Annotated in this window: 14 protein-coding genes and 1 pseudogene; 8 read left to right on the top strand and 7 right to left on the bottom strand. The window is 64.4% G+C overall.

Going from position 1 to position 17354, the window contains the following annotated elements:
- From AC07X6_RS20775 to AC07X6_RS20765, 3 genes and pseudogenes are all read right to left on the bottom strand, one after another.
- Positions 1-204 (bottom strand): annotated as a pseudogene (locus AC07X6_RS20775) (hypothetical protein); the annotation flags it as partial.
- Between the two features lie 38 nt (positions 205-242).
- A complete protein-coding gene (locus AC07X6_RS20770) occupies positions 243-1172 on the bottom strand; it encodes a DUF4123 domain-containing protein (RefSeq protein ID WP_494792206.1) in 930 nt (309 codons plus the stop codon).
- A 13-nt stretch (positions 1173-1185) separates the two neighbouring features.
- On the bottom strand, positions 1186-4002 hold the full coding sequence (locus AC07X6_RS20765) for a type VI secretion system Vgr family protein (protein ID WP_494792205.1): 2817 nt from the start codon (positions 4000-4002) through the stop codon (positions 1186-1188).
- Positions 4003-4195: 193 nt separating this feature from the next.
- Here AC07X6_RS20765 and tal point away from each other — a divergent pair, with 193 nt between their 5' ends.
- The 4 genes from tal (at position 4196) to AC07X6_RS20745 (ending at position 9491) form a co-directional block, all read left to right on the top strand.
- The gene (gene tal, locus AC07X6_RS20760; RefSeq protein WP_086146874.1) at positions 4196-5131 is read left to right on the top strand and encodes a transaldolase; all 936 of its coding nucleotides are present in this window, start codon (positions 4196-4198) and stop codon (positions 5129-5131) included.
- A gap of 118 nt (positions 5132-5249) precedes the next feature.
- Positions 5250-6332, top strand: a complete 1083-nt coding sequence (locus tag AC07X6_RS20755; protein WP_494792204.1) for a patatin-like phospholipase family protein — start codon at positions 5250-5252, stop codon at positions 6330-6332.
- Between the two features lie 122 nt (positions 6333-6454).
- Positions 6455-8173, top strand: coding sequence for a methyl-accepting chemotaxis protein (locus AC07X6_RS20750; RefSeq protein ID WP_494792203.1), 1719 nt, complete (start codon positions 6455-6457; stop codon positions 8171-8173).
- 130 nt (positions 8174-8303) lie between these two features.
- Complete coding sequence (locus tag AC07X6_RS20745) at positions 8304-9491, top strand: tetratricopeptide repeat protein (protein ID WP_494792202.1); 1188 nt, start codon at positions 8304-8306, stop codon at positions 9489-9491.
- Positions 9492-9497: 6 nt separating this feature from the next.
- On the opposite strand, the gene hemW is transcribed toward AC07X6_RS20745, so the two are convergent.
- From hemW to rph, 3 genes are all read right to left on the bottom strand, one after another.
- Positions 9498-10784 carry a radical SAM family heme chaperone HemW gene (gene hemW / locus AC07X6_RS20740; protein WP_494792201.1) on the bottom strand — a complete coding sequence of 429 codons (1287 nt, stop codon included), beginning with the start codon at positions 10782-10784 and terminating at the stop codon, positions 9498-9500.
- Entirely contained in the window at positions 10781-11365 is a 585-nt protein-coding gene (gene rdgB / locus AC07X6_RS20735; RefSeq protein ID WP_494792200.1) for an RdgB/HAM1 family non-canonical purine NTP pyrophosphatase, read from the bottom strand. Before rdgB ends, hemW begins: the two co-directional genes overlap by 4 nt.
- A 138-nt stretch (positions 11366-11503) precedes the next feature.
- Positions 11504-12232: a ribonuclease PH gene (gene rph, locus AC07X6_RS20730; protein ID WP_046685905.1), complete on the bottom strand. Its 729-nt coding sequence runs from the start codon at positions 12230-12232 to the stop codon at positions 11504-11506.
- A 302-nt stretch (positions 12233-12534) separates the two neighbouring features.
- Here rph and AC07X6_RS20725 point away from each other — a divergent pair, with 302 nt between their 5' ends.
- Positions 12535-13425 carry a YicC/YloC family endoribonuclease gene (locus AC07X6_RS20725; protein ID WP_102294880.1) on the top strand — a complete coding sequence of 297 codons (891 nt, stop codon included), beginning with the start codon at positions 12535-12537 and terminating at the stop codon, positions 13423-13425.
- Positions 13426-13436: 11 nt separating this feature from the next.
- Here AC07X6_RS20725 and AC07X6_RS20720 read toward each other — a convergent pair whose 3' ends face one another.
- Complete coding sequence (locus tag AC07X6_RS20720) at positions 13437-13847, bottom strand: DoxX family protein (RefSeq protein ID WP_494792199.1); 411 nt, start codon at positions 13845-13847, stop codon at positions 13437-13439.
- Between the two features lie 211 nt (positions 13848-14058).
- Between AC07X6_RS20720 and gmk the strand changes: the two genes are divergently transcribed.
- The 3 genes from gmk to AC07X6_RS20705 all read left to right on the top strand — a co-directional run bounded on the left by gmk (position 14059) and on the right by AC07X6_RS20705 (position 17310).
- Positions 14059-14697 (top strand): guanylate kinase, encoded by a 639-nt coding sequence (gene gmk, locus AC07X6_RS20715; RefSeq protein WP_077407781.1) that lies wholly within the window; start codon positions 14059-14061, stop codon positions 14695-14697.
- A 53-nt stretch (positions 14698-14750) separates the two neighbouring features.
- Positions 14751-14954 (top strand): DNA-directed RNA polymerase subunit omega, encoded by a 204-nt coding sequence (gene rpoZ, locus AC07X6_RS20710; RefSeq protein WP_010400723.1) that lies wholly within the window; start codon positions 14751-14753, stop codon positions 14952-14954.
- Positions 14955-15036: 82 nt separating this feature from the next.
- On the top strand, positions 15037-17310 hold the full coding sequence (locus AC07X6_RS20705; protein ID WP_494792198.1) for a RelA/SpoT family protein: 2274 nt from the start codon (positions 15037-15039) through the stop codon (positions 17308-17310).
- The last annotated feature ends 44 nt before the right edge of the window (positions 17311-17354 follow it).

Here is a 17354-nt window from a genome sequence, read left to right as displayed (position 1 = left end):
GGCTCCCCCCGCTCCCCACCTGGCCATATTGGCGCCTCCCGCCCCATCCACCGATGCGGAATAAATATAGTTTCCCGTATGGTTGACAATACCCACCTGCGCCGTCGCGGTAGTCCTTGGACCGGCTTCCTCAACCTGCCTGGCCTTGAGGGCGCAGCCGCTCAGCAGCAAGGCCGTGCCAAGATACATAATCCATTTCATCATTTTTCCTTTTATCAAAGTAAGCAGTCGAAGAAACAAGGCTAGGCAGCCGAGCGCGCCTGCCAGAAATCGTCGGGCAGCGTGTCGAGCTCGGACAGGTAATTCGCTCCCTGGCGCGTGCGCCGCAACAGGCTGGCCATCGCCGGATGCGAGGTAAAATCGTCGGCCAGCATCAAGGCCAAGGCGCTGAAATGCTGACGCTGGCCCGCCGCCTCGATGCCGCTGGCGTTTGCCACAAGCAAATGACGCGCCACGCGCGCGTGACACTCGGCCGGGGTGCCGGAATGAAACAGGTCCGGCTGCACATCATGCAGATTGGCCAGGATGGCGTCGGCTTCGGCGATATCCACCAGGGAGGCAAAGGCGGTGTCGCCGAGGGGGAATTTATCAAATTCCGCAGGGGCGGGCTTGGCCTCTGCCGTGCCCTGCCAACTGATCAGGGAGCCATCGCGCCGCAGCGACCACCAGCGGTAGATGGGGCTCAGCAAATGCGCAGACTGCGTTTCAGTCAAGGCTGCCAGCAGGGCCGGCAATATGCGCGTATCGGCCCAGCGCACGGGCCATTCGACGGTGTCTGGCGTGATGGCAATCAAATAGGGGCGCAAATGCTGCTCCAGCTGGCCGATATCGAGCGTGCTGGCGATGATGCTGAGCATGGGCTTGCCTGCGCACAGCGAAAACAGGCGCTGCAGCCACGCAGCCTGCTCGCTGCCTGTCGATGGCGCCGCCATTAAATGCGGTGCGGCGCTCTTGAAGTTTTGCAGCGAGGTGTGCGCATACAGCGACTGGCGCCGCAAGCGGCTCGGGTAGCGCTTGGTGAAAAACTCCTCGTCGCAGGCGCCGTCGAGCAGCGCCAGCAGGTGCAAGGGCTGGCTGCCGTTCGCCGCTGCCGCCTCCGCGCGCAAGGCCAGCAGTTGCTGCGCGATCAAGTCGGGTACTGCCGCGTCAGGAATATCGATGGCAAAGTACATCAGGGCTCCTTTTCTAGGCTGCCGTGGGTGCAACAAACGGACTACCGCTACGCAACGCGGCCAGCAGACACGCCTTGCAGACGCTCGCAGGCAGCGCCGGCAATGGATAAGCGAGCCGTGTCGGCCCGATAAAACTCTTCTTGCCCGCATGCACCGTGATCTTGCCCGGGCACTGGATCGTGATATTGCCGCCTTCGATGGTGATATTCGCGCCGCCCGCCGTCGACAGGCGGATGCTTTTCGCCGCCGCCCAGTCCACATGCGCGTTGGCACTGATGACGTTGACCTCTTCGCGCGCCTGCACGTTGAGCACGTCGGCCTGCGCCTGCGCGTCGATGGCGCCCTGGGCCGCGATCAGTTGCACCCCGGTATCCCCCTCGCCGGCCTTGACGGCACCGCCCAGCACGCCGATGGCCTGGCCCGCGTGCACGCGCCACTGGCCGCCACCGATGAACTGGGTATCCTGGCCGCTCATCATGGTGACGGTTTCGCCGCTGGCCAGTTGCATGTCTTGCCCCGCGACAACGCCCAGTCCGGCCCTGGCGGCGATCGCGATGATGGCGTCCTTTGTGTGCGGCAACTGTTCATGCATACCGGAAACGCTGGCCAGCATCGCTTTCAAGGGCGCCGCCTGGTCGTCAAGTTCGCTGGCATTCGGCGCGCTGGCGCCGACATGGCTGGCGTAGGCCACCGTTTGATGCGTCTTGGCGGCAGCGCTGAATGTGTCGCCCAACAGCACCGCCTGTTTCAGCAGGGCAATGCCGGCGGCGTTGTCGCCGGCCGGATCGCGTTGCGCGGCGTCATGCCGAAGCACATAGCTGCTTACCAGCAGGCCGGCCCTGGCGCGCACCACGCCATACGCATCGGTGCGCAATTCGGCGCCGGCGCCGCGCAGGCTGCCACGGTAATTATCGGCGCCATGGATCAGGTGGCCCAGGTTCAGTTCGCTGGCCGCATGGCTGCTTTTCAGCTGAATGCGTCCCTGCTGGTCGGTGTCGTCGAACAGCAGCTGGTTGTAGCCGGCCGCACTGCCCGCCTTGCCGAATTCCTTGCTGCGGATGCCCCATTGCGCCGCTCCATTGCGGTGCGCCGCGCTGGCGCCCGCGGCGCCATGCCACAGCGGACTGTTGCCGCCCGCCACATTGCCCTGGCCCGCGATGGCGTGGTCGTGCGCCGGCTGGAACACGCCGGCGTCGCTCTGATCGCGCGCCATGCCGCCCGGCGTGGGTACGGTGCCGCCCTCGCCTTGGCCGTTGTACAGGGCGCCGACGATGACGGGCCGGTCGATATCGTTTTCCAGGAACTGCACCAGCACTTCCTGGCCGATGCGCGGCAGGAACTGGCTGCCCATGCCGCCGCCGGCGGCGCGCTGCGCTACCCGCACCCAACACGTTGCGCCAGTCTCTTGCTGCCAGTGAAAGCGGATACGCACCCGGCCCAGCTTGTCGCAGTAAATCTCATCGGCGCCGCTGGCCACGTCATTGCCATCGGCACCGACGACGATGGCGCTCTGGCTACCCAGGGCCGTCGGCGTGGCGTGCTGGCGCGCCTCGCCGTCATCGTGCGCCGGACGCCACGGAATCGCCGCACTGATCATATCGATGCAGTTGGCGTAACCGCTGGCTTGCGCCTGGGCAATCGCGGCGGAGAAATCGGGAAACCCTGCACCCCACGCTGCCACGGTTTCCTCCAGCAATTCCGGTATCGGGCCGAACAGTTCCGCCAGTCCTTGCCAAGCCGGCAGCGGCAGGTTGTTGACGCCGATGCTGGCCACGCGCAGCACGACATACTCGGGCGCGGCGCCGTCGGCTGGCTGCAACGGGCCTTGCGTCAGGCTAAAGCGCGTGCCGGCGCGCAGGGTGCGCACGGTCGAACGGGCTTGCCACAGCTGGGCGCGCGCTTCGTGCGACTGCATCTGCAAGCGGGCGTAGCGCTGCGCCTGGGCGCCATTCGCATACCAGTACTGGCCCGGTGTGTCGTAGCTTTCCAGCACCGGCGCGTTCTTGCCGCCAAGAATCATATTCGTCGGTACGCTGGCGGCGACCGCCTTTTTCGCCTTGTAATCGTAGCTGAGCACGCTACTCAGCCCCACCTGCAGGCTGCGCTGCGCGCGCAAGGCTTGCACGCTGTCACCCGGCTCGCCCACGCGCGCGCCATGAAAGCGCAAGCCGCCGCCTTGCGCGCTGCTGGCGTCCTCGGGCGTGGCGCAAGCCTGGCTGCTATCGGCAAAAACGATCAGGGTCTGACCGTCAAACCGCCAGGCCAGCCCCTCTTCCGTCAGCAGGCGACGAATAAAATCGAAATCTGACTCGCGGTACTGGCAACAATAGCTGCGTTCGCCCGCTTCCTGCATGAACGACACGACCTCGTCGCTCCAGCGCCACAGTGCATGCGGCGCATACGCCTGCAAGACCTCGTCGACGATGGCCGTCACGCTCCGATCTTGCCAGACGCGGCTGTTACGCGCCTGCGTCAGCAGCCACAGCCACGGCGTGATGCGCAGCCGGTAGCGCGCCAGGCCGCCATTGCTGCCCAGCATGGCCGCAACGCTGATGTAGCCGGAAAAGGACGTGCGCGTGCCGTCAACCAGGCTGACATGCAGGCTGGCAGGCTGGCCCAGCAGGGATGCCAGCGCGACATGGGCGCTGGTGGACAGGGCGATGATGTCGCGCGCGCCGACTTCCTGCAGCCGATCATCGCTGGCAAAGGCCTCGACCAGCAGGCCGCTGTCCTGGTCATCCTTGCCGATGGACAATGCATACAGGCGTGTCGCGCCGTTGAAGGCGGCCAATGCGCTAACGATATCTTGTGTCAAAAGGATGCTCTTCATCTGAATGGTGGCATCGCATATTGCTTATAAAAACAATGTGCAAAATAAACAAGTTCAGCCAATTATGCGCGAGTTCTTAAAAAAGCAAGATTCAATTGAACAAGTAATGCACAGACAAGACAATAGTGGGTCCCACCTGCGATGGATTCGGTACAATACTTCGGCAAGCCCCTTCACTCTTTCCCGTGCAGCCATGAACCAACTCGAACAACTGAAGCAATTTACTACCGTGGTGGCCGACACCGGCGACTTCCAATCGATCCAGGCCTACACGCCGCGCGACGCGACGACCAATCCTTCGCTGATCCTGAAGGCCGTGCAGAAGGATGAATACAAGCCGCTGCTGGAAAAGGCCGTGCGCGACCATCCGAACGCATCAACCGCCGAGATCATCGACCGCCTGCTGATCGCGTTTGGCGTGGAAATCCTGCAAACCATCCCCGGCCGCGTCTCCACCGAAGTCGATGCGCGCCTGTCGTTCGACACGGAAGGTACTGTCGCCAAGGGCCGCGACCTGATCGCCCTGTATTCGAACGCCGGCATTGCCCGCGAACGCGTGCTGATCAAGATCGCCTCCACCTGGGAAGGCATCCGCGCCGCCGCCATCCTGGAAAAGGAAGGCATCCGCTGCAACATGACCCTGCTGTTCTCGCTGGCCCAGGCCATCGCCTGCGCCGAAGCGGGCGCGCAGCTGATTTCGCCGTTCGTCGGCCGCATCTACGACTGGTACAAGAAATCGACGGGCATCGACTACATGGGCGCGGAAGACCCGGGCGTGCAGTCGGTACGCCGCATCTACAATTACTACCGCAAGTTCGGCTACAAGACCGAGGTGATGGGCGCGAGCTTCCGCAATACCTCGCAAATCCTCGAACTGGCCGGCTGCGACCTGCTCACCATCAGCCCCGACCTGCTGCAAAAGCTGGCCGACAGCGATGCGCCGGTGGAGCGCAAGCTGAGCGCCGAAGCGGCGCCATCGACCAACATCGTGCAAATGTCGCTGAACGAGGAAGCCTTCCGCTTCATGATGAATGAAGACGCGATGGCGACGGAAAAACTGGCCGAAGGCATCCGCGCCTTCTGCGTCGATTCCGGCAAGCTGAAGCAGATGATCGCGGCGCTGCGTTAATCGCCGGCTCTCCCCGCAGAAAAGCGGCGTCCGTGCAGTGCACGGCGCCGCTTTTTGCATGGCAGCGCCCTCGGGCGCAATGGCGCTACAATAAACGACCGCCACCAGCCACCCACGCATGTTGCTTAATTCGTCCGCCATCACCATCCGCCTGGGCCGCCGCGCCCGCGCCCGCATCGCCGAGCACGGCATGCGCGCGCTCGACGTCGCCATCGTGCCCGCCGCCGCGGGCGGACCGAAAGGCTTGATCCTGCACCAGCTCGACTGCTGGCTGTTCGGCAATTTCCTGGCGCAGGCGCCGCGTCCGCGCCACTTCGTCGGCGCCTCGATCGGCGCCTGGCGCATGGCCGCCGCCGTGTTCCCCGACCCGGTCGCCGCGCAGCGCCGCCTGGTGCGCGCATACGTGGGCCAGCGCTATCCCGACAAGCCCGGGGCGGCGCACGTCAGCCGCACCTGCCGCGCCCTGCTCGACGCCGTGCTCGATGGCCAGGATGCGCAGCTGCTGCAGCATGCGCAGCACAGCCTGTCGGTACTGGCCGTGCGCGGCATCGGCGCGCTGGCGCAGCCGGGCAAGTGGCGCGACCGGCGCGGCTTCCTGCTGGCCGCCGCCGGCAATGCTGTGGCGCGCGCGCGTCTGGCCGCTTCGCTCGAACGCGCGGTATTCCATGCCGGGCCGGATGGCGCCAGCTGGCTGCGTTCGCGCTTCGACGCCTTTCATTCGCATTTCGTGCCGCTGGCGCAAGACAACCTGCGCGACGCCTTGCTGGCCTCCGGTTCCATCCCGCTGGTGCTCGATGCGGTGACGGACATCGCCGGCGCGCCGCCCGGGCGCTACTGGGACGGCGGCCTGGTCGACTACCATCTGCACCTGCCCTACCAGCGCGAACCGGACCTGGTGCTGTACCCGCATTTTGCCGACCATATCGTGCCGGGCTGGCTGGACAAGGCCATGCCCTGGCGCCGCGCGCGCAGCGGCGATAGCGCATTCGACAACATGATCCTCGTCTCGCCCTCGCCCGCCTTCGTGGCCAGCCTGCCGAACGGCAAACTGCCGGACCGGCGCGACTTCCCCCATTACGGGCAAGACCACGCGGCGCGCATGCGCGACTGGCGCCGCGCCATCGCGGAAAGCGAGCGCATGGCGGCCGCCTTCGCCCGCTGGGCCGAGCAGCCGGACCTGCGCCAGGCGCTCGACCTGTAGCACGGGCGAGACTGCAACAGGCGCAAAAACAAGCGCGCTTTTCCCTCGCCTATTGGTCACTTATCAGTGCATACTATGTCGCACAGGCAACTTAAATCCCCTCTGCGACAGGAGTTACGACCATGCACGCCCTCTCCCACCTCCGTATCGGCACGCGCCTGGCTGCAGGCTTCGCGCTGGTGCTGCTGCTGTCCGTGATCTCTACCTCGTACGCGCTGTACAGCGCCAGCGTGAATGCCGAAGCGACGCGGCAAATGATGGAAAAGCCGCTGGCCAAGGAACGCCTCGTATCGGACTGGTACGTGCTGATTTACTCGGCCATCGCGCGCACTTCGATGATCGCCAGGAGCACGGATGAAACCCTGTCGAACGTGTTTGCCGACACCATCGCCGACAGCACCAAGCAGGGCGGCGCGCTGCTGAAGCAAATCGAAACCCTGCTCGTCAGCGACGAGGAAAAAGCCATCTTCAAGGCGTCCATTGCCGAGCGCGTCAAGTACCAGGATGCCAAGACCCTGGTGATGAATGCGCGCAAGGGCGGCAATGCGGCGCAGGCGGAAAGCGTCTACCGCGACAGCTTCGCGCCGGCCGCCACCAAGTACCAGAACAACGTCAAGGCCCTGCTGTCGCAGCAGCGCCAGGCCATCGACGCCACGGCGCATGCGATCGAGGCGGCCAATGAACGCAGCTTTACGCTGCTGCTGACCTTGTGCGCGCTGGTGGTGGCGCTGGGCAGCGTCTGCGCCTGGCTGATCACGCGTTCGATCACGCAGCCCTTGAAGGCCGCCGTGAAAGTGGCTGAAACAGTCGCCAACGGCGACTTGCGCACGCATTTCGGCACGCCTGCCAGCGATGAAATCGGCGACCTGATGCGCGCGCTGCACGGCATGAACGAGGCGCTGCGCAAGGTGGTGTCGGAAGTACAGACGGGCACCAATGCGATTGCCACGGCATCGGGCGAAATCGCCGCCGGCAACCAGGATCTGTCGGCGCGCACGGAACAGCAGGCCAGTTCGCTGGAAGAGACGGCATCCTCGATGGAAGAGTTGACCAGCACCGTCAAGCAGAATGCGGACAATGCGCGCCAGGCCAACCAGATGGCGGTGGCCGCCTCCGGCGTGGCCGAGCGGGGCGGCAGCATCGTCAGCCAGGTGGTCGACACCATGGGCGCCATCGATACGGCATCGACGAAAATCGTCGACATCATCGGCGTCATCGACGGCATCGCCTTCCAGACGAATATCCTGGCCTTGAACGCGGCCGTCGAAGCGGCCAGGGCCGGCGAGCAGGGGCGCGGCTTTGCCGTCGTCGCCACGGAAGTGCGCAGCCTGGCGCAACGCTCGGCTGCCGCGGCGCGCGAAATCAAGACCCTGATCGGCGACTCGGTGGAGCAGGTCAATAACGGCACGCGGCTGGTGCAGCAGGCCGGCAGCACCATGGGCGAAGTGGTCGACAGCGTGCGCCGCGTCACCGACATCATGGCCGAGATCACTGCCGCCAGCGCCGAGCAAAGCATGGGCATCGACCAGGTCAACCAGGCCATCGCGCAGATGGACCAGGTGACGCAGCAAAATGCGGCCCTGGTGGAAGAAGCGGCGGCGGCGGCCGAAAGCATGCAGGACCAGGCGGCGCGCCTGGCGCAGGTGGCGGCCGGCTTCCAGCTCGAACACATGGTCGCCGCGCCACCGGTACGCGCCGCGCGGCCGGCGGCGGCCCAGCTGGCCAAGCCGGCAGCCAGGAGCGCCACCGCCCGGCAGCCAGGCATCGCCGCCAAGAGCGCGCCTCCTGCGCGCAAACCCCAGGCGCACGTGGCTGGCGAGCAGGATTGGGAAGAGTTCTAAGGCTGGCGGTGCCGTCGGCTGAAAGGGTTTGACAGCGCCATGGCGCGCGAGGATACTTGTTTCAGGTGGCATGGCGCTCCACCGGCAGCAATACGTGTTGCGCCTGATATCGTTCTGCGGGAGCACGAACATGAAATGTATCAGCGGCATCAGCCAACACCTGCGCCGGGGCTTTTTGTCCCCCTTGCTGCTGTGCACAGCCCTTGCCGGCTGCGCTACGGCACCCACCACTGCGCCGCCCCCCGACCTTTTCAACGATGCCAGCTTTGCCGCGCCGACCGTACCGGTCGACCCGCAGCAGGCGTTTGCCATGAGCGACGCCATGCGGCACTACGTGCGTATCGATATCGCGCGCGAGGCGCGCGGCAAGAATCCCCGCCGCGCCCTCGCCGATGCCCTGCGCAACAGGACCGGGTTGCAGCTGGAATATGATGCCGCCATGACGCGCACGGCGGCGCAGGCGTTCGACGCGCGCAGCGGCAATTGCCTGTCGCTGGTGCTGATGACGGCCGCACTGGCCAAGGAAATGGGACTCGATGTGCACTACCAGCTGGTGCTGGGAGAAGAAAGCTGGAGCCGCAGCGGCGGCATGTATTTCGTTGCCGGCCACGTCAATCTCGCGCTGGAACGCCGTGCTGCCAGCAATACGGTCGGCTATGACGCCGACGCCATCCTGCTAATCGACTTCCTGCCTGGCGAAGACCTGGCCGGCCAGCGCACGCTGCAAATCAGCGAGGCGACCATCCTCGCCATGTACCTCAACAATCGCGCCGCCGAAACCATGGCCAGCGGCGAGCTCGATCAAGCCTACTGGTACGCCCGCGCCGCCATCCGGCAAGACCCGACGTTCGCGGGCGCCTTCAATACCCTGGGCGTCATCCAGCTGCGCCACGGCGACATCGAGCCGGCCCGGCGCACGCTCGCTTACGCCCTGGAACGCTCGCCCTCGAACACCGTGCTGCTGTCCAACCTGGCGCAGGCACTCGACGGCCTGGGACGCGCGGACGAAGCGCAGCTGCTGCGGCGCAAATTGCTGGCCCTGCAGCCAGAGCCCCCCTTCCACTTCTTCAACCTGGGCCAGCGCGCCATGGAAAGCGCCGACTACCAGGAAGCGGCACGCCTGTTCAAGCGCGAAATCGCGCGCGACCCCTACTACCATGAATTCCATTTCTGGCTGGCGCAGGCGTATGCCCGCATGGGCCAGCTGGCGCAGGCGGGCAGGCAGCTGGAACTGGCGATGGACAACAGCACCACGCGCAGCGAACACGGGCTGTACGCGGCCAAGCTGCAACGGCTGCGCGGTGCCACCGCGCATTAGGCAGCGTCAATCTTCCAGAAACATCTGCTGCAGGTCATTCAGGAAACACAAGCCCCGTTCCGTCGGGCGGATGACCTGGTGGTCGCGGTACAGCAAGCCTTTCGCTTCGGCCGCATTCAGCGGCTGCTCGATGGCGTTCAGGGCCAGGCCCGTGCGCTCGGCGAACAGGTTGGGCGAGAAACCCTGCGTCAGGCGCAGGGTATTGAGCATGAACTCGAAACCCATCTCCTCGCGCGCCAGCTCGCGCTCTTCCTGCACCGGGTTGCCGGCCAGTACCGCGTCCATGTAGGCGCGCGGCTGCTTGTAGCGGGCCTGGCGCAGCACGCGGTGCGGGAACGAAATCTTCGAATGCGCGCCCGCGCCAATGCCGAGATAGTCGCCGAATTCCCAGTAATTGCGGTTGTGGCGCGCCTGGCGGCCCGGCTGCGCGTAGGCCGATACTTCATAGCGGCCGTAGCCGGCCTGCGCGGCGCGCGCCGCCACCATATCGGCGATGTCGGCGCTCTCGTCGTCGTCCGGCAGCACCGGCGGATACTTGGCGAACAGGGTGTTCGGCTCCAGCGTCAGGTGGTACAGCGACAGGTGCGGCGGCGCGAACGCCAGCGCCGTCTCCAGGTCCTGCCTCGCCTCGGCCAGCGTCTGCGTGGGCAGCGCGTACATCAGGTCGAGATTGAAATTGTCGAAATTGGCGTGTGCAATCTCCACCGCGCGGCGCGCTTCATTGTCGTCGTGGATGCGCCCCAGCGCCTGCAGGTGGCGGCCATTGAAGCTCTGGATGCCGATCGACAGGCGGTTGATGCCGCTGGCCCGGTAAGACTTGAATTTTTCCGCTTCAAAGGTACCCGGATTGGCTTCCATGGTGATTTCGCAATCGGGCTCCAGCGGCAGCAGGGTGCGCACGTCCGACATCAGCCGGTCCAGGCCCGCCGCCGACATCAGGCTGGGCGTGCCGCCGCCGATGAAAATCGTGTGGATCTTGCGGCCCCAGATCAATGGCAGCGCCATTTCCAGGTCCAGCCGCAGGGCCGCCAGGTATTCGGCTTCCGGCAAGTCGCCGCGCACCTCGTGCGAGTTGAAGTCGCAATACGGACATTTTTTCACGCACCACGGAAAATGGATGTACAGCGACAGCGGCGGCAGCGCCGTCAGGTTCAGCGCGCCCGGCTGCAGGTATTTCAGCGCAGCCCCGGCCGCGCCGGAAATGCCGTCCTGCGGCGCGGGAGCGGCTCCCGCCTTGGCGCCGGGCTTGGCGGCCGAGCTGGCAACGGAGCCCACCAGTTTGATCGGGATCATCGCAGCTTTTCCACCAGCGCGCGCAGGGCCTGGCCACGGTGCGACAGCGCGTTCTTTTCATCGGACGTCAGTTCGGCCGCGCACTTGCCCAGCGCGGGAATGAAGAAATGCGGGTCGTAGCCGAAGCCGCCGTTGCCGCGCGGCGCCTGGACCATTTCGCCATTCCAGCGGCCATCGGCGATCACCGGCTGCGGGTCGTCCGCATGGCGCACGTACACCAGCACGCAGTAGTAATACGCGGACTTGTCGGCATGCGCTTCCAGGTCGGCGATCAGCTTGGCGCTGTTGGCCGCGTCCGATTTCGGCTCGCCGGCATAGCGGGCCGAATACACGCCCGGCGCGCCGCCCAGCGCATTGACGCACACGCCGGAATCGTCGGCCAGCGCCGGCAGCCCCGTCAGGCGCGACGCGTGGCGCGCCTTTTGCAGGGCGTTTTCAACGAAGGTGTGGAATGGTTCGTCGCTTTCCGGCACGGCGTACTCGCCCTGGGCGTGGACGGAAAAACCGATGGTCGAGAGCAGCTCGTTGAATTCCTTGAGCTTGCCGGCGTTGTTGGAGGCGAGGATGAGGCGTTGGGTCATGTCAGTAGTCCGGTTGAAGTGCCGACATTGTAAACCTTTTGCGCCCCCCTCACCTCGCCCCGCCGCTGCCGTGGAAAGCGGCAAATGTGGGTTTTTTGCCCGGCACGGCGGGCAATCACATGTAAATCTGTGTAAAGATTACATGCCGAGCGCTTGCTTTTGCAGGGCGATCAGGTCGGCGATGCCGCCCTGCGCCAGGTCCAGCAGGCGGTTCATGCCGGCGCGGTCGAAGGCGGCGCCTTCGGCCGTGCCCTGCACTTCGATGAAGTGGCCCGCCTCAGTCATCACCACGTTCATGTCCGTGTCGCAGCCGGAGTCTTCCACGTAGTCGAGGTCCAGCACCGGCATGCCCTGGTAGACGCCCACCGAGATGGCGGCGACGAAGCTTTTCACGGGAATGGCGGCAATCGCGCCGCGCGCCTGCAGCTGGGAAAACGCGTCATAGGCGGCCACCATGGCGCCCGTGATCGAGGCCGTGCGCGTGCCGCCGTCGGCCTGGATCACGTCGCAATCGAGGTGCAAGGTGCGTTCGCCGAACGCCTGCAAATCGAAGGCGGCGCGCAGCGAGCGGCCGATCAGGCGCTGGATTTCCTGCGTGCGGCCCGACTGCTTGCCGCGCGCCGCCTCGCGGTCCATGCGCGTGTGCGTCGAGCGGGGCAGCATGCCGTACTCTGCCGTCAACCAGCCCTGGCCCTTGCCTTTCAGGAAACCCGGCACCTTGTCTTCGATGCTGGCGGTGCAGATGACCTTGGTGTCGCCGCACTCGATCAGCACCGAGCCTTCGGCATGCTTGGTGTACTGGCGGGTGATGCGGATGGCGCGCAGCGCGTCGACGGCGCGGCCGCTCGGGCGGGATTCGAATGTCATGGGGATGTCCTGTGTGATTGGGGTTGCGGCAGCGATTTTACCACCGCGCGCCCGTCCATTTGCAGTCATGCAACAGCGCAGGGCGCAATGGCGGGCGGTGCACACATGATCCCTACAATCCTGCCCCGCCAAACACAATTTTCTTTACAATGCCGTAAAACGCACACTATTCAGCAATTTTCAGGCCATCAGGCACTTCGGTCCTGTTTTGCGGCGCGGGCGGTATTGCCTGTGCTGGCTGATTAAGTGTATAAGTGACTGTATACAAGACCAAATCGGGGAATCCTTTGAGCATTTCAAGCATGACAGGCTACGCGGTTGCCACCAGCGAAGGTGCTGCAGGCACACTGACAATTGAAATCAAGAGCGTCAACTCGCGCTTTCTCGACCTGCAATTCCGGATCAACGACGATCTGCGGGCGCTGGAGCCCGACTTGCGCGCCGCCGTCATGTCCGCCATCACGCGCGGAAAAGTCGAGGTACGCCTGAGCTTTGGCCGCAAGGCCGCCACCGCCGGCACGCAGGCGCTGAACGTGCCCCTGCTGGCCGAACTGGCGCGCCTGCAAAACGAAGTGGGCCAGCATTTCGTCTCCGCCCCCGTCATGACGGTGGCGGAACTGCTGCGCTGGCCTGGCGTCATCGAAGAAGCGCAAGTAGGACAGGAATCCCTGCAGGCGGACGTGGGCGCGCTGACCCGCCGCACCGTGGCCGCCTTCGTCGACAGCCGCAAGCGCGAAGGCGCGGCGCTCGAAGCGGTGCTGGTGTCGCGCATCGAAGCGATGGAAGCCATCGTCAAGCGCATCACCCCCCTGATTCCGCAAGTGGTGGCGGCCTTCCAGCAAAAAGCCATCGAGCGCATGCAGGATGCGCTGGGCCTGGCCAGCCAGGGCTCGAATTCGGCCCTGTCGCGCCAGGACGCCATGGAACGCATCCGCCAGGAAGTCATCCTGTACGGCATCCGCATCGATGTGTCCGAAGAACTGGCGCGCCTGTCGGCCCACCTGGGCGAAACGCGCCACATCCTCACCAAGGGCGGCCAAGTGGGCAAGCGCCTCGACTTCATGATGCAGGAACTCAATCGCGAAGCCAACACGCTGGGCGCCAAGGCGTCCGTCAAGGAACTGGCCGACGCCTCGATGGACCTGAAGCTGCTGATCGAGCAGATGCGCGAACAGGTGCAGAACCTGGAATAAGCGCTCCCGCCTCAGGCCAGGCGCGCTCCGGCGCGCCCCTTGTCGCTGGCGGCGATGACGACGCAGGCGACAAACAGGACGATGCTGTATTCCACGCCGCCTGCGCCATGCTCGCCCACGAACCACCCCTTGGCCGCATGCACGATGGCGATGCCGCCGACGCAGATCACCATCAGCCCGGCCGCCGCCCAGCGCGTGTAGATGCCGATGATGAGCAAACTGCCGCATACGATCTCGACGACGGTAATCGCCCACACCACGGCCAGGCCGTAGATGAATCCCTTGTCTTCCAGGAAACCGGCAAAACGCGGAATGGTGCCATTGGCGATGCGCGTGATGGCGTGCGCCATGAACATCACGGCGATGGCCACCCGCAGCAGCAGCATGGCCTGGGAAGAACTGAGGAACGGGAAATTTTTCATGCGCACATCCTGTCGCTTAAATAGTTATTAAGAAAAAACCATTCCAAATTAAATAACTATTTCCTCAAGATAACAAGCAAAATATGCGCAAGCCTGGCAGCCTCGCGCATCGCGGGGCTGGCTCGCCGCCTTGCCTCTTGGTAAAATACCGAATTGGGCGGCGCCCATGCAAGCGCAAACGCCGCCATCACACGCATATGGAAAGATCCGCATGAGCCACCCTACCGCCTTCTCCGGCAGCCTGTTCGTGGTCGCCGCGCCATCGGGCGCCGGCAAATCGACACTGGTCAATGCATTGCTGGCGCAAGAGCCCGGCATCAAGCTGTCGATCTCGACCACCACCCGCGCACCCCGTCCGGGCGAGCAGCATGGCCGCGAGTATTACTTCACGACCGCGGAAGACTTTGTCGCGCGCGCCGACCAGGGCGAATTCCTGGAATGGGCGGAAGTGCATGGCAATTACTACGGCACCTCGCGCATCATGGTGGAACAGCAAATGCTGGCCGGCACCGATATCCTGCTGGAAATCGACTGGCAGGGCGCGCGCCAGGTGCGCAAGCAATTCCCCCGCGCAGCCGGCATTTTCATCCTGCCGCCATCGATCGATGCGCTGGAAGAACGCTTGAACAAGCGCGGCCAGGACGAGCCGCACGTGATCACGCGCCGCCTGCTGGCGGCCGGCGGCGAAATCGCACACGCTCCCGAGTTCGAGTATGTTATTATCAATGAAGAGTTTACGGTCGCTTTGTCCGAACTGAGCGCGATCGTGAGAGCGGCCCGTTGCCGGTTTGCGCAACAAGCGGCCCGCAACGCATCGCTATTCGCCCAGCTGGGCCTGCACGCAGAATAATCGTTTCTGCACGCCAGTTCACACAGCACCACGCACACAATTTAGGAGTTACTATGGCCCGTATCACAATCGAAGATTGCCTGAAGCAGATCCCTAACCGTTTCCAGCTGACCCTGGCTGCAACCTACCGCGCACGTCAGTTGCTGCAAGGCCACACCCCCAAGGTCGAAGCCAAGGACAAGCCTACCGTCGTCGCACTGCGTGAAATTGCTGCCGGTAAAGTCGGCATCGAAATGCTGAAAAAGGTCCCGATGTAATTGGGAACCCGCGTGCCGGAACAGTGCTGACCCCTGGTTCTACCGTATCCTTTATTCACACTGTGAAGTAACGCGACGTTTTATGAGTCTGACCCCAGCCGACACGACTTCCGCAGCACTGCCGCCCCTGGCCCCGCGCCAGGCGGCAAAATCGCAGGGCGCTTCCGCGCCCGGTGCCGGCACGTCCGCAGGCGGCGCCCCCGCAGCGCCCGCCCTGGGCGTGGCCTCCGTCAGCCACCTGGCCGACAAGCTGGCCGAATACCTGTCCCCCGCCGACCTGAAAAAAGTCAAGGAAGCCTACCGCTTCTCCGACGAAATGCACCTGGGCCAGATGCGCCGCTCGGGCGAGCCGTATATCTCGCATCCGATCGCCGTCGCGGAAATCTGTGCCGACTGGAAACTCGACGCGCAAGCCATCATGGCCGCCCTGCTGCACGACGTCATGGAAGACCAGGACGTCAAGAAGGAAGAATTGATCGAGCGCTTCGGCGCACCGGTGGCGCACCTGGTCGACGGCCTGTCGAAGCTGGAAAAGATCGAATTCCAGAGCCAGATCGAAGCGCAGGCGGAAAATTTCCGCAAGATGCTGCTGGCCATGGCGTCCGACGTGCGCGTGATCCTGATCAAACTGGCCGACCGCCTGCACAATATGCGCACGCTGGACTTCATGACGGCGGCAAAAAAGCGCCGCATCGCCAGCGAGACCATGGAAGTGTACGTGCCGATCGCGCACCGCCTCGGCCTGAACAATATCTACCACGAGCTGCAAGACCTGTCGTTCTCGCACCTGTACCCGATGCGCTACCGCACCCTGGCGAAAGCCGTCAAGGCGGCGCGCGGCAACCGGCGCGAAGTGGTCAACAAGATCATGGAAGCGGTGAAAAGCACCTTGTCCATGGCCGAACTCGAGGCCGACGTCACGGGCCGCGAAAAGACCCTGTACGACATCTATAAGAAGATGCGCAGCAAGCACTTGTCGTTTTCGCAAGTTCTGGACGTGTACGGCTTCCGCGTGGTGGTGGGCAGCTTTGCCGACTGTTACGTAACCCTGGGCACCCTGCACAGCCTGTACAAGCCCATGCCGGGCAAGTTCAAGGATTACATCGCGATCCGCAAGCTGAACGGCTATCAGTCGCTGCACACGACCGTCATCGGCCCGTATGGCACGCCCGTGGAATTCCAGATCCGCACGCAGGACATGCACCGCACGGCCGAATCGGGCGTGGCGGCGCACTGGCTGTACAAGAGCGGCGAATCGAATCCGTCCGACCTGCAGCAGCGCACGCATGCCTGGCTGCAATCCCTGCTCGACATCCAGCAGCAGACGGGCGACTCGGCCGAATTCCTCGAACACGTCAAGGTCGACCTGTTCCCCGATTCCGTCTACGTGTTTACGCCGAAATCGAAGATCATCGCCCTGCCGCGCGGCGCCACGGCCATCGACTTCGCCTATTCGATCCACACGGGCATCGGCGATCAGACCGTGGCGGTGAAAATCAACAACGAAACCTCGCCGCTGCGCACCGAGCTGCACAATGGCGACATCGTGGAAATCATCACCGATTCCTCGTCGCGCCCCAGCCCGACGTGGCTGTCGTTCGTGCGCACCGGCAAGGCCCGCTCGGCCATCCGCCACCATTTGCGCACGATCAACCTGCCTGAATCGATCGCCCTGGGCCAGCAACTGCTGTCGCAGGCGCTGCAAACGCTGAACATCGACGCCGAACTGCCGGCGCCGCTGGTGGAACGCCTGCTCAACGAATCGAGCGCCAATTCCATGGACGAACTGTACGCGGACATCGGCATCGGCAAGCGCATGGCCACCCTGGTGGCGCGCCACATCTTCGGCCTGATCGGCGGCGAAGCGGCCAGCATGCCCGTGGAACACAACAGCGGCAGCGAACTCGATCCCGTCACCATCTGCGGCAGCGAAGGCGTCTCCGTGCAACTGGCGCCATGCTGTTTGCCGATTCCCGGCGACCAGATCATCGGCCAGCTGCGCCGCGACCAGGGCTTGCTCGTGCACACCAGCGACTGCTCGCAAGCGAAGCGCCAGCGCGCCAAGGAACCGGACCGCTGGATCGCCGTACGCTGGGGCACGGAACTGAACCGCCGCTTCGATTGCCGCATCAAGGTCTTGATCAACAGCGAACGGGGCATCCTGGCCCGCGTCGCCGCCGAAATCGGCGAATCCGACGCCAACATCATCTATGTGGGCATGGACGAAGACAAGGACAACGTGCTCGACCAGCTGCGCTTCACCGTGCAGGTCAAGGACAGGGTCCACCTGGCCGCCCTGCTGCGCAATGTGCGCCGGGTCGCCGGGGTCAACCGAATACTCCGGGAGCGCAATTAGACCCCAAGGCAAATACTGGGGTGGGGGCCGGGGGGGGGGGCCCC

This window comes from Janthinobacterium sp. GW460-12-1-14-LB5, from assembly GCF_059423585.1.
This window is presented reverse-complemented; position numbering and strand designations above follow the sequence as displayed.